Origin of the sequence: Rhodopseudomonas boonkerdii, from assembly GCF_021184025.1 — a bacterium.
Lineage (GTDB): Bacteria > Pseudomonadota > Alphaproteobacteria > Rhizobiales > Xanthobacteraceae > Tardiphaga > Tardiphaga boonkerdii.
The window spans coordinates 4712137-4725779 of sequence record NZ_CP036537.1 but is presented as its reverse complement, the minus strand read 5'-3'; the positions used below and the strand labels follow the sequence as shown (position 1 = coordinate 4725779).

Here is a 13643-nt window from a genome sequence, read left to right as displayed (position 1 = left end):
TGAGCGCCCGATTAGCCGTTAGCACCCCTCCACTGGATATTTCCGGATATTTCCGTGCGGTTCGATTATTTCGCCGCCATGGCCGCACGTTCGGCCGCGGCGCCGGCGCGTTGGCGCCGCCCATTCTTGGCATGGCTCGACGGCATCGAAAGAGGCTGGGCGATCCCTTTTCTGATAGTCAGCTTTGCCGCGGCGTGGTGGTTGTTCCTCGTCATCGCCTATCAGAGCGGCGACCTGCATGCCGACGCGTTGGAAACCTGGACTCTTGGACGGGAATTCGCTTGGGGGAATGCCAAGCATCCCCCGCTGATGGGCTGGGTAGCCTGGCTATGGACACGGGTTTTCCCGCTCACCGACTGGTCGTTCCAGCTGCTGTCCATGACCAATGCGGCAGCAGCGCTGTTTGCAGTCGATCTGATTACGCGGCGCTTCGTGCGCGGCGATGCACGGGCCGTCGTGCTGATGCTGCTGATGCTGACGCCGGTGTATCAATTCTACGCCCAGCGTTTCAATGCCAACAGTGTGCTGCTGACGATCTGGCCGCTCGCGACGTACTGCCATCTGCGCTCGTTCGAGACCCGTAGGATCGGCTGGTCGATCGCCACGGGCGTACTGGCAGCCTTGGCCATGCTCGGCAAATATTATTCGGTATTCCTGATTGCCAGTTTCGCGCTCGCGACGTTCGCGCATCCGCGGCGCGCCGCCTATTTCAAGTCGGCGGCGCCGTGGCTCTCGACGTTGGTGGGGCTGGTTGTACTTGGCCCGCATTTGCACTGGCTGGCCCTGAATGACGGCCAGACTCTCACATATCCACTGCGGCAGCAGGGTGGTTTTGGCTTTCGCCATTCTCTTGGCGAGGCGACCATGTTCCTGCTTGGTATCGCTGCGGCGCTTGCGGTTCCAGCGATCGCCTGGACGCTTTCGGCGGGGCGTCGACTCGGGCGGTTCTTTTCGGACCTTCATGCCCTGCCGTCCGGGCTCGTTTTATTGTTCTGGGTATTTGTCGGCACAATCGTGTTGCCACCCATCACGGCGCTGGCGCTCGGCACCAATATGCCGTCGATCTGGGCTGCACAGGGTCTTTTCCTGCCGGTCATCCTCATCGTCTGCGGAGCCAGCTTCACGCTGGAGCGCTTCTTCGTCGTCAATCTCGCAGCCTGGGTGGCGGGAAGCGCGATCATTGCCATCGTCGTCGCTGCGCCGATCCACGCTATTCAGCGTAACGGGGTTAGCCCCAATGAGCGTACTTACTACCGTCTCGCTGCGCTCGAACTGACCAAGCGCTGGCATCAGGCGACAGATCTTCCGCTGGCTCAGGTGAGTGGCGATGATGGTCTGGCTTTTGCGACCGCCTTCTATAGTCCCGACCATCCACGCTACAGCCGGCCATTCCGCTTTCAATACACTTGGGGCATGCCGCGGCCTGAAACGCTTGGGCGGGGATGGGTCGGGGCCTGTTTCGCATCGGATCCGGTTTGTATGGACTGGCTGGCGAAAGTCTCGGAAATCGACAGTCGGAATCTTCGTGTCGAGTTCGATGTCCAGCCGACGTTGTGGGGCAGGCCGGGCATTCCGACCACGATTGCTGCGCTGATGGTGCTGCCGCGTGGGTCGAAGGGCGGCACGCCGGGTGATCTGCGCAGCGATGCGGCGGAAGATTTCTCCTCCAGCAGTCGCCGCCCGGTGCCCTGACGTCCGGCTCGTGGTCGGCATGTTGTGCCGTCCCGGCAAAGCGCTTAGATCGTCACCGGCACAATTCGGGCGCCGCTGAGCGGCGCCGACAAGGAGACGCATATGCTGCGCGATGACATCAATGCCGCCGTCAAGGAGGCCATGAAGGCCAAGGACGAGCGTAAACTTTCCACCCTGCGTATGGTCAATTCGACCATCAAGAACGCGGATATCGATGCTCGCGGCCAGGGCAAGCCGCCGCTCAGCGATGCCGATCTGCTCAGCTTGCTGCAGAAGATGATCAAGCAGCGCCAGGAATCGGTGGAGCTTTATGACAAGGGCGGCCGCGCCGAACTCGCTGCGCAGGAGCGCGAGGAGATCGCGGTTATCACCGCCTATCTGCCGCAGCAGATGTCGGAAGATGAGACCCAGGCTGCGATTGCCGCCGAGATCTCCGAGCTCGGAGCTGCCGGAATGAAGGACATGGGTAAGGTGATCGCGGCCCTGAAGGCGAAATATGCCGGCCAGATGGATTTCGGTAGGGCGAGCGGCCTGGTGAAGGCCGCGCTGAACGGCTGATTTCTCTAATCTCTCCCCGCTCTTTGCGGGGAGAGATTAGATCAGACTAAGCCGCCGCCGTCGGCAGGCTGTATTCCTTGAACTGATCGCGCAGCGCGGTTTTCAGGATCTTGCCGGTGGCCGTATGCGGGATCGCATCGACGAACACCACATCGTCCGGCATCCACCATTTTGCGATCTTGCCATCCATATATTTCAGGATGTCTTCGCGACTCGCCTGCTGGTCCGGCTTCAGCTGGACGATCAGCAACGGGCGCTCGTCCCATTTGGGATGGAAGACGCCGATCACGGCCGCTTCCGCCACCTGAGGATGTCCGACTGCAAGATTCTCGAGATCGATCGACGATATCCATTCGCCGCCAGACTTGATGACGTCCTTCGAGCGATCAGTGATCCGCATATAGCCGTATTCATCGATCGTCGCGACGTCGCCGGTGTCGAAATAGCCTTCGTCGTCGAGGATGTTCTTGTCGACCCGATAGTAGGCCTTCGCCACAGCCGGGCCGCGTACCAGCAGACGGCCGAAGGTCTTGCCATCGTTCGGGACCAGATTGCCATTGTCATCGACCAGCTTCATCTCGACCATGAACGGCGAGAAGCCCTGGGTTTGCAGGATGTCGAACTTGGCGCTGCCATCGAGTTCCTTGAACTGACCCTGCAAGACGCAAACGGTGCCGAGTGGCGACATTTCCGTCATGCCCCAGGCATGGCGCGGCTCGACGCCCATATTTGCAAACGTTTCGATCATGGCGCGTGGCATCGCCGAACCGCCGCATACCACCACTTTGAGGTCAGGCAGTGTCAGCTTTTCCTTCTGCATGTATTGCAGCAGCATCAGCCATACCGTCGGCACACCTGCGGTGTAGGTCACCTTCTCGGTGCTGAGCAGTTCATAGACTGACGCACCGTCGAGCTTGGCCCCCGGCATCACCAGCTTGGTGCCCATGGACGGTGCGGAGAAGGCGATGCCCCAGCTGTTGGCGTGGAACAGCGGCACCACGGGGAGCATCGTGTCCTTGGAGGTGGTGCCGAGCGAGTCGCCGTTGTTGGCCATCAGCGAATGCAGCACATTGGAACGGTGCGAATACAACACGCCCTTCGGATCGCCGGTGGTGCCCGATGTGTAGCACATGGCCGCAGCGGTGTTCTCGTCGAACTCCTTCCACTGGAAGTTCCCATCAACCTCGTTGATCCACTCTTCATAAGCGACCGCGTTCTTCAGCGTGGTCGCCGGCATATGTGCCTTGTCGGTGAAGACGATGTAGCGCTCGACGCTCGGCAGCTGGTCCGCGATCTTTTCCAGGATCGGGATGAAGGTGAGGTCGGTCATCACCATGCGGTCCTGCGCATGGTTGATGATCCAGGCGATCTGGTCCGGGAACAGGCGTGGGTTGACCGTGTGGCAGATGGCGCCGATGCCCATGATGCCGTACCAGGCCTCGAGATGTCGCCAGGTGTTCCAGGCAATGGTGGCGACGCGGTCGCCGAGCACGATGCCTTCCTTGTCGAGCCGCTGCGCCACTTTCAGCGAGCGCTTGCGGATCTCGGCATAATTGGTGCGATGGATCGGCCCTTCCACGGAGCGGGTGACGACCTCGCGCTCGCCGTGATTCTTCGCTGCGTGATCGATGATCCGATGACACAACAGGGGCCAGTCTTGCATCAAGCCGCGCATTCGATTCCTCCTCCGTATTGCTGTTCTGCCCGCGCCTCCGCTAAGGAACCGCAGCGCCCACGACGGGTTTGCCTATCGTTGGGGAACAAGGTCTTGCCATGAAGTGTAGCGCGGGGAAAGCGGCCCGAAAATCGACTTTTGGTCTATCCCGCTGCGACCAAACGACAATTGGAGCGGTGCTGGTGCTGCTCATGATTTCGGCAATGCCGGCACAGGCCTATCTGACAACCCGCGTCCCGCTGCCGAAGCCACGTCCCGCCGAAATGCAGCAGATCGAGCCGGAAAGCTCCATGAAAGACTCCGGTCAATCCGGTGTCCCGCCTGCGCAGCCTGAGAACGAGGCGGCCGATCAAAAGTCGACGGAGCAGAAATCTCCCAAACCGCCGCCGCCGTCGGCTTGCCGGCTGGCGTTGGGTGAGGACATCGCAATCGCGCCGAGCATTCCGGATATCAACGGCCCGGGCGCCTGTGGCGGTCCCGATTTGGTTCGTCTGGAAGCGATCGTGCTGCTGGACAAGACGAGGGTACCGCTCAAGCCCGCCGCCACCATGCGCTGCAGTATGGCCGCGGCGGTGGCCGACTGGGTGCGCACGGACATGGCGCCGCTGGCCGGCAGCCTCAACACGAAACTGCTCGAAATCGATAATTTCGACTCCTTCAGCTGCCGTGGCCGGAACCGTGTGCAGGGCGCCAAACTGTCCGAGCATGGCCGGGCGAATGCGCTGGACGTTCGCGGGCTGAAGCTCGCCAATGGCCAGACCATCGCGCTGACCGAACGCAATACGCCGCGTGTGTTGCGCGAAAAGGTGCTTCTGTCACTTTGCACGCGCTTTCCTACCGTGCTTGGGCCAGGATCGGACGGCTTTCATGAAGATCACATCCATTTCGATCTTGCCGAACGCCGCGGCGGCTATCGCATCTGCCAATGGGATGTCTGGGATCCGTGGCCGCTGATCGCGCCTTTGATGCCGGCTCCCCGTCCGGCCGAGGCACCGCAACGGGAAACCGCGGAAGGCAGGCAGTCTGCGCCTGAAGACCGGCCCGGCGCGCAGCCTGCGCCGGCGCAGTCGGAAGCTCAGGCCGAGCTGGAGAAGGCGCAGCAGGCCGAAGAGGCAAAATCGGAACAACTGAAAGCCAAACCCGGGCAGCAATCGACGGCCAAAGCCAAAAAGCCGCGCAAGCAACGTGCGCAGGCGCCTTTTCCGCTCGATTTGCATTAGCCCATTACGAAAAAAGCGCCGGGGTCGCCGGCGCTTTTTCTGATCGGAATGTAAGAAGCTTAGTAGGGCGTACCGCCGCCACCCTGCAGGGCCAGCTTCGAATTATACGGCGAGTCGCCGGCCTTCGGCTCCAGCACGACGACCAGGGCACCCGGCTTCACACGGCTGTAGAGATCGATCACGTCCTCATTGGTCATGCGGATGCAGCCGGACGAGATCGACGCGCCGATATACTCCGGCTGATTGGTGCCGTGGATACGGAATAGCGTGTCCTTGTTGCCCTGATAGAGATAAAGCGCTCGCGCGCCGAGCGGGTTGTCCACACCGCCGGGCACCGAGGCCGGCAGCCCCTCGATACGTTTGTGGATGTCGGCCGTCGGGGTCCATTTCGGCCATTCGGCCATGTTGCCGACGCGGGCCACGCCCGAGAACGCGAGAGCTTCTTCGCCCACGGTCACGCCATAGCGGATCGCTTTGCCGCCGTCCTGCACGAAATAGAGATAGTGATTGTCGGAATCGACCACGATCGAGCCAGGTAGCTCTTTGCGATGGAAATCGACGATCGCGCGGCGGAATGGCTCCGGCGGGGTCACCTTGGCATATTTCGCCTTGGCGAGCTGGGCCTTGTCATTCGGCTTCAGGGTCGATTCCGGTGCCGGCTGATACATGGCGGTGGTTTGCATGCAGCCAGACAGCATGATGCCGGCGGCGACGATCAAACCCAGTCGAATCTTGAGAGACATAACCTTGTTCCAGCTGCTAGGCCCGGACGCATGTTACGTCCTCAAAATAGGCCCCTAAACGCCACGATTCCGTTAAGCCCAGTATCGCTGAATTTTCCGGTGATTCCAGCGGCCAGATACGCGCTGCAGCATGCGGTTGCGACCTGTGTCATATTTGCCGCAGAAATTTCTCAGCGTCGGGCAAGGTTTTACATATCTTCACGGCTTCTCCCGAAGCTGTGATTGGCAAATCACATGTTAGGGTGCCCCGGCAGCCGGATGGTTCGTGACTTTCACGCATCTATGGGGTTGGCGCGGTGCAAGAAGGCTGTCATGAGGGCGGCATCCGTCTCGGGCATTTTTGCCCTCCCACCGATTCGGTCCGAGCCGCCCGCGCAGCGGTTCCCTTGATTTTTGCATCTTCAACCATCGCGGAGTTGCCATGCTGGCTGTCTTCACCCCTGTCGATCACGCCCTTCGGAAATCCGTGCCGACCGATCTGTCGAGTTTGCCGGACAATGCCGTGTGGATCGACATGGTGAAGCCATCGCCCGGCGAAGACAAGGCAGTGGAGAAGCTGGCCGGCGTGGAAATACCGACCCGCGAGGACATGCAGGAGATTGAAATCTCCAGCCGTCTTTATATCGAGAACGGTGCCCGCTACATGACCGCCAGCTTGATGTGCGGTTCCGACAGCGAGAACCCGCGTGTCACCGCCGTCACCTTCATCCTCACCCGTCAACGTCTGGTTACGGTGCGCTATGACGCGCCGAAACCGTTCAATTCGGTGGAACTGAAGCTGGGCCGCAACGCCCCGGCCAACGCCAATGGTGAAACGGTGCTGCTCGAATTGCTTGATGCTGTGATCGACCGCTGCGCAGATATTCTGGAACGGGTCGGCGCCGATATCGATCAGGTCAGCCACGATATTTTCGAGCCGGATGAATCGCAGCGCACCGGTCACGCGAAACGCTATTCCGAGATCCTCATCGCCATCGGCCGCAAGGGCGACCTGACCTCGAAAGTGCGTGAAAGCCTGGTCTCCATCGGCCGTCTCGTCACCTTTGTGACCGCCGAGGCGGACGGCGTGAAATGGTCGAAAGACATGCGCGCCCAGCTCAAGACCATGCAGCGCGACGTGGTCTCGCTCACCGACCATGCCTCCTACCTGTCGAGCAAGATCACTTTCACGCTCGACGCCATGCTCGGTGTGGTCAATCTGGAACAAAACAACATCATCAAGCTGTTCTCAGTGATGGCCGTCGTCCTGATGCCGCCGACGCTGATCGCGTCGGTCTATGGCATGAATTTCAAGATCATGCCGGAGCTCAATTGGGACCACGGCTATCCGATGGCGATCCTGATGATGTTCTTCGCAGCGGTGGTGCCGTATTTCTTCTTCAAGTGGAAGAAGTGGCTGTGACGTGCCGTAGGGCGGATGAGCCGGAGGCGTAATCCGCCGGCCGCGTGCGTGTAGCGAAGAAGGGCGGATGACGCGGAATTTATCATCGGGCGCGCTTCGCGCGACCCGGGGGCTCATCCGCCCTTTCGTTTACTTCGCTCCGACAGCCTTGCCGCGATACATCAGGTGCACTGCGCAGTTGCAGCCTGGCGGATGCGTGGCGGGATCGGCGGAAGTTTCGTCATTGGCCGGCGTTTGCGCTGCGAACTTGTCGGCGGCATCTTTTTCCCGTGCGAGGGCGCCGGAGCCTGGAATGTAGTTCAGGATCGGCGCCAGCCAGCGTTCGACGGCGGCGATATCCATGCCCTTGCGCGCGGCGTAATCCTCGACCTGATCGCGCTCGATCTTGCCGACGCCGAAATAATAGCTCTCGGGATGGCTGAAATAGAGGCCTGATACCGACGAGCCAGGCCACATCGCATAGCTCTCTGTCAGCTTCACGCCTGCGGTATTCTCCGCATCGAGTAGCCTGAAGATCGTTGCCTTCTCTGTGTGATCGGGCTGTGCGGGATAGCCGGGGGCAGGACGGATGCCCTGATACTTCTCCAGGATCAGGTCGTCGGTCGAGATGTCCTCGTCCGACGCATAGGCCCAGAACTCCTTGCGCACGCGTTCGTGCATGCGCTCGGCAAAGGCTTCGGCGAGACGGTCGGCCAGCGCCTTGCACAAGATCGAGGAATAGTCGTCATTGGCGTTCTTGAAGCGATCGGCGATGATGTCTTCGCCGATCCCCGCAGTGACGACGAAGGCGCCGATATAGTCGGCAACGCCCGTTTCCTTTGGTGCGATGAAATCGGACAACGCGGCGTTGGAGCGGCCTTCGCGCTTTTCGAGCTGCTGGCGCAGCGTGTGCAGTGTTGCGATCTCGGCGCTACGGCTGTCATCGGCATAAAGACGAATATCGTCGCCGACGGCATTGGCGGGCCAGAAGCCGACGGTCGCCTTGGCGGTGAACCACTTCTCGTCCACGATCTGCTTCAGCATCTTCTGCGCATCGTTATAGAGCGAGGTCGCGACCTCGCCGACGACGCTGTCGGTCAGGATGCCCGGGAAACGTCCGGCCAGTTCCCAGGTCTGGAAGAATGGCGTCCAGTCGATATAGCCCGCGAGTTCTTCCAGCGAGTAATCGCTGAAAGTCTTGATGCCCAGGAAGGTCGGCTTGCGCACGGTTTTGCTGAAATCAGCCACATGCGCATTGCCGCGCGCCGCCGCCAGGGTCAGGCGCTTCTTGTCCTGCTGCGCCTTGAAATGCGCGGCGGAAATCTTCGCATAATCCGCGCGAATGCCCGCCGCATATTCCTCGCCCTTTTCTGCCGACAGCAGTGAGGAGGCGACACCGACTGCACGGCTGGCGTCGTTCACATGCACGACGGCGCCGGCCTTGTAGTTCGGGTCGATCTTCACAGCCGTATGGACGCGGCTCGTTGTCGCGCCGCCGATCAACAGCGGCATTTTCAAGCCCTGCCGCTCCATCTCGCCCGCAAGGAAGGTCATCTCGTCCAGCGACGGCGTGATCAGGCCCGAGAGGCCGATAATGTCGGCGTCTTCGGCCTTGGCAGTCTCGATGATCTTCGATGCCGGAACCATGACGCCGAGATCGACGACCTCGAAATTGTTGCACTGGAGCACGATGCCGACAATGTTCTTGCCGATGTCGTGGACGTCGCCCTTCACGGTGGCGAGCACGATCTTGCCGGCGGACGAACGTCCGCCTTCGCTGCCGACGCCCTTGGCGAGATTGTCGGCCTTTTCTTGCTCCATGAACGGCATCAGATACGCGACGGCCTGTTTCATCACGCGGGCGGACTTCACCACCTGCGGCAGGAACATCTTGCCGTCGCCGAACAGGTCACCAACGATGTTCATGCCATCCATCAGCGGGCCTTCGATGACATGCAGCGGCCGCTCGACAGTGAGCCGCGCGGCTTCGGTGTCCTCGTCGATATACTGCGTGATGCCGTGAACGAGCGCGTGCGACAGCCGCTTCTCCACCGGCCATTCGCGCCAGGAGAGGTCCTGCTCCTTGACCTGCTTGGTCTGGCCGCGGAATTTCTCGGCAAGTTCGAGCAGGCGTTCGGAGGCGCCGGGATCGCGGTTGAGGATTGTGTCCTCGCAGACCTGGCGCAGCTCGGGATCGATGTCGTCATAAACGATCATCTGGCCGGCATTGACGATGCCCATGTCCATGCCCGCCTTGATGGCGTGATACAGGAACACCGAATGCATTGCCTCGCGCACCGGCTCATTGCCGCGAAACGAGAAGGAGAGGTTGGAAACGCCGCCGGAAATATGCGCATGCGGCAGGTTCGTCCGGATCCAGCGCGTCGCCTCGATAAAATCGACGCCGTAATTGTTGTGCTCTTCGAGGCCCGTCGCGATGGCGAAAATATTGGGGTCGAAGATGATGTCTTCCGGCGGGAAGTTCAGCTCGCCGACGAGAATGTCATAGGCGCGCTTGCAGATCTCGATCTTGCGCTCGAAGGTGTCGGCCTGACCGACTTCGTCGAAGGCCATGACGACGACCGCGGCGCCATGGCGCTGCGCGATCTTCGCTTCGTGAATGAACTTCTCGACGCCTTCCTTCATGGAGATTGAATTGACGATCGCCTTGCCCTGGATGCATTTCAGGCCGGCCTCGATCACATTGAACTTCGACGAGTCCACCATGACCGGCACGCGCGCGATGTCGGGCTCGGAGGCGACGAGATTGAGGAACTCGATCATCGCCTTCTCTGAATCGAGCAGGCCCTCGTCCATGTTGATATCGATGACCTGCGCGCCGTTTTCGACCTGATCGCGCGCCACCTGCAGCGCCGAAGCATAATCGCCTTCGGTGATCAGGCGGCGGAATTTCGCCGAACCGGTGACATTGGTGCGCTCGCCCACGTTCACAAACGGGATCGTCGAGGTCAATTCAAATGGTTCGAGGCCGGACAGGCGCAGGCGCGGCTCGATGGTCGGGATTACGCGTGGCCTATGCGGCGCAACCGCCTTGGCGATGGCGGCGATATGTGCCGGCGTGGTGCCGCAGCAGCCGCCGACGATATTGACGAGGCCGCTGGATGCGAACTCGCCGACGAGCTTCGCCATATATTCCGGCGTCTCGTCATACTGGCCGAATTCATTGGGCAGGCCGGCATTGGGATAGGCGCAGACGAGCGTGTCGGCGACACGGCCGATATCGGCGATATGTGCGCGCAGGTCTTCCGCGCCAAGCGCGCAGTTGAAGCCGATGGTGGCGGGTTTGGCATGCTTCACCGAATTCCAGAACGCTTCCGGCATCTGGCCCGACAGCAGACGGCCGGATTTGTCGGTGATGGTGCCGGAGATCATCACAGGCACATCGATGCCGCGCGCCTCGCAGATTTCCGCAATGGCATAAAGCGCGGCCTTGGCATTCAGCGTGTCGAAGATGGTTTCGACCAGCAGGAGGTCGGCGCCGCCGTCGAGCAGGCCGTTGATCTGCTCGCTATAGGCGACGCGCAGATCGTCGAAGGTCACGGCGCGATAGCCGGGATTGGCAACATCAGGTGAGATCGAAGCGGTGCGGTTGGTCGGGCCGATGGCGCCGGCGACGAAGCGCGGCTTGCCGTCCTCGGCAGTCACCTTGATGGCGGCGTTCTTGGCCAGGCGCGCGCCGTCACGGCTCATCTCATAGGCGAGATCGGCCATGTCGTAATCGGCCTGCGCGATGGAGGTCGAGGAGAAGGTGTTGGTGGCGACGATGTCAGCGCCGGCGCGCAGATAGTCCGCGTGAATGTTTTCGATCGCCTCGGGCTGGGTCAGGATCAGCAGGTCATTGTTGCCTTTGACGTCGCGATGAAAGTTCTTGAAGCGCTCGCTGCGGAACGCGGCTTCATCGAACTGAAGACCCTGGATCACGGTGCCCATGGCGCCGTCGAGCACGAGGATACGTTCGCTTGCGGCCTTGAAAAGTTCGATTCGCTTGGAAGAAACGGGCACTGACATGATTAAGCAGCCTTGCGCGCGCCATTCGGACGGAAGCCGAGGAGATGACTGATCGCGAAGACCAGATCGGCGCGGTTCATGGTGTAAAAGTGGAAGTCGTTGACGCCGGCCTTGGCGAGCTTCTGCACCTGGCCGGCCACGACAGTCGCAGCGACCAGCTTGCGGGTTTCGGCATCGTCGTCGAGGCCGTCGAATTTTGCGGCCAGCCAATCCGGCACGGTGGTGCCCGCGCGCGTGACGAAGGATTTCGCCTGCTTGAAATTGTGCATCGGCATGATACCGGGCAGCACCGGAATCCCGATGCCGCGGGCGCGCACCTTGTCGAGATAGCGGAAATACAGGTCGTTATCGAAGAACACCTGGGTAATGGCGCGCGTCGCGCCGGCATCGACCTTGGCCTTCAGGACATCGATATCAGCATCGAAGTCCGCGCTCTCCGGATGTTTCTCGGGATAGGCAGAAACGGTGACGTCGATATCGGGATAGCGCTTGCGGATGCTCGCGACGAGATCGGCAGACGTCTTGTAGCCATCCGGATGGGCCACATATCGGGTGCCGATGCCGGTGGTCGGATCGCCGCGCAGCGCCACGATGTGGCGAACGCCGGCCTCGTGATAGCGGGACACGACATCGTCGATTTCGCTTTTTGGCGCTCCCACGCAGGTCAGATGCGCGGCTGGCGTTAGGTTTGTTTCCCTCAATAGGCGGACAATGGTGGCGTGGGTACGCTCCCGGGTCGAGCCGCCGGCGCCATAGGTCACCGAAACGAAAGACGGGGAGAGGGGGGCGAGCCGTTCGATGGTCTCCCACAAGGTACGGTCCATCTCCTCGGTCTTCGGCGGGAAGAACTCGAAGGAGATGTTCGGAAGGTTGGGGGTGGCCGGGGTCGTCTCGGTCATCTCGAACTCCACCGCCGCATCGGGCGGCACCGGTTGTTGGGCGTCGGGCTGTTTGGTTGCGTTGCACAAAATAAGCGAAGGTCTCCCGACAAAATAGCCCATCAACGCTTGATATTTGGTGGGAATTGGCCCAATTAATCGTATTAAGTCAGACAATTCCCTTTCGATATCAGTCTGGTGGGCAGACTTGAACTCTGAGATGATCGGTAGAATTATAATTATATATTTGATTTTAAAAGATAAATAATAAGAGCGCTGCCGAAGTGTTCGAAAAATTTCCGTGGGCATTTGTGCTAGACAATGAAAATTGTTCAAATTCGGCCCAATAAGCAGGTCCGACCGATGCGATCTTCAGCCGAACTGGCTGTGCTTGCTGTCCCATCCGGAGGCACTAGCCTCTCGGCATGATTCCATTGTCCATTCTCGACCTGTCGGTCGTCACCACAGGCACGCCGCCGTCGCAGGCGCTGCGCAACAGCATCGACCTCGCCAAACATGCGGACGGACTCGGTTATGTCCGCTACTGGCTGGCCGAGCATCACAATCTCGCTTCCGTTGCTAGCCCCGCGCCGGAAATCATGATCGGCCAGATCGCGGCAGCGACGTCGCGGATTCGCGTCGGTTCCGGCGGCGTGATGCTGCCGAACCACGCGCCGCTGATGGTGGCTGAGCGCTTCAGGATGCTGGAGGCGTTGTTTCCCGGCCGCATCGATCTCGGTCTCGGCCGCGCGCCAGGCACCGATGGCGCGACCGCTTATGCGCTGCGTAACCGGATGGCCGGCCGCGAAGGCGATGATTTTCTCGAACGGCTTAGCGAGTTGCTGTTGTGGGAGACGCGGCGGTTTCCGGAAGGGCATCCGTACAACAACGTTGTGGCCATGCCGAATGACGTGTCGCTGCCGCCCATCTGGCTGCTCGGCTCCAGCGATTTCAGCTCCGATCTCGCCGCACAGGTCGGGATGGGCTTCGCCTTTGCCCACCATTTTGCGTCCCACGATGCCGCCGATGCGATGGTGCATTACCGGGCCCGCTTCCAGAGTTCGACCTGGCTGCAGGCCCCGCAGGCGATTCTCGCGGTGGCCGTGATCTGCGCCGAGACCGATGAGGAAGCCGACCGGCTGGCGTCGTCCGCCGATCTCAATCGCCTGCGTCGTGACCGCGGCGAATATGCGCCGTTGCCGAGTGTCGAGGAGGCGCTCGCCTATCCGTATAGCGACGCCGAGAAGGTGAAGATCGCACGCAACCGGTCGCGGCTGTTCGTCGGAAGCCCGGCAACGGTAAGGGAAAAGCTGCAGCCGTTGATCGTGCAGTGTCAGGCGGATGAGCTGATGGTGGTGACCGCCATGTATGATCATGAAGCGCGGAAACGGTCTTACAGCTTGCTGTCCGACGCGTTTCAATTGGGGAAGGCTGCATCCTGAGCGGACATTTTCATAGGATGATGTC

Annotated in this window: 9 protein-coding genes; 5 read left to right on the top strand and 4 right to left on the bottom strand. The window is 60.8% G+C overall.

The genetic code is table 11. The features are described 5' to 3' along the window. Positions 1 to 54: 54 nt before the first annotated feature. Both E0H22_RS21690 and E0H22_RS21685 read left to right on the top strand, forming a co-directional pair. Positions 55 to 1692, top strand: a complete 1638-nt coding sequence (locus tag E0H22_RS21690) for a glycosyltransferase family 39 protein (RefSeq protein WP_233023035.1) — start codon at positions 55 to 57, stop codon at positions 1690 to 1692. Between the two features lie 102 nt (positions 1693 to 1794). Continuing rightward, positions 1795 to 2250 carry a GatB/YqeY domain-containing protein gene (locus E0H22_RS21685; RefSeq protein WP_233023034.1) on the top strand — a complete coding sequence of 152 codons (456 nt, stop codon included), beginning with the start codon at positions 1795 to 1797 and terminating at the stop codon, positions 2248 to 2250. A gap of 46 nt (positions 2251 to 2296) precedes the next feature. Here E0H22_RS21685 and E0H22_RS21680 read toward each other — a convergent pair whose 3' ends face one another. Then, entirely contained in the window at positions 2297 to 3925 is a 1629-nt protein-coding gene (locus E0H22_RS21680) for a fatty-acid--CoA ligase (protein WP_233023033.1), read from the bottom strand. Between the two features lie 191 nt (positions 3926 to 4116). Between E0H22_RS21680 and E0H22_RS21675 the strand changes: the two genes are divergently transcribed. After that, positions 4117 to 5145 (top strand): extensin family protein, encoded by a 1029-nt coding sequence (locus E0H22_RS21675; RefSeq protein WP_233026475.1) that lies wholly within the window; start codon positions 4117 to 4119, stop codon positions 5143 to 5145. A 59-nt stretch (positions 5146 to 5204) separates the two neighbouring features. Here E0H22_RS21675 and E0H22_RS21670 read toward each other — a convergent pair whose 3' ends face one another. Continuing rightward, positions 5205 to 5888, bottom strand: coding sequence for a L,D-transpeptidase (locus E0H22_RS21670; RefSeq protein WP_233023032.1), 684 nt, complete (start codon positions 5886 to 5888; stop codon positions 5205 to 5207). 421 nt (positions 5889 to 6309) lie between these two features. On the opposite strand from E0H22_RS21670, the gene E0H22_RS21665 reads away from it, so the two are divergent. Next, positions 6310 to 7290: a magnesium transporter CorA family protein gene (locus E0H22_RS21665; protein WP_233023031.1), complete on the top strand. Its 981-nt coding sequence runs from the start codon at positions 6310 to 6312 to the stop codon at positions 7288 to 7290. Positions 7291 to 7419: 129 nt separating this feature from the next. Here the strand turns inward: E0H22_RS21665 and metH are convergent, their stop codons facing one another. Together metH and metF are read right to left on the bottom strand one after the other, a co-directional pair. Further along, positions 7420 to 11298 carry a methionine synthase gene (gene metH, locus E0H22_RS21660; RefSeq protein ID WP_233023030.1) on the bottom strand — a complete coding sequence of 1293 codons (3879 nt, stop codon included), beginning with the start codon at positions 11296 to 11298 and terminating at the stop codon, positions 7420 to 7422. Between the two features lie 2 nt (positions 11299 to 11300). Next, positions 11301 to 12197 carry a methylenetetrahydrofolate reductase [NAD(P)H] gene (gene metF / locus E0H22_RS21655; RefSeq protein ID WP_233023029.1) on the bottom strand — a complete coding sequence of 299 codons (897 nt, stop codon included), beginning with the start codon at positions 12195 to 12197 and terminating at the stop codon, positions 11301 to 11303. Between the two features lie 404 nt (positions 12198 to 12601). Between metF and E0H22_RS21650 the strand changes: the two genes are divergently transcribed. Further along, positions 12602 to 13618 (top strand): LLM class flavin-dependent oxidoreductase, encoded by a 1017-nt coding sequence (locus E0H22_RS21650; protein WP_233023028.1) that lies wholly within the window; start codon positions 12602 to 12604, stop codon positions 13616 to 13618. Positions 13619 to 13643: the final 25 nt, after the last annotated feature.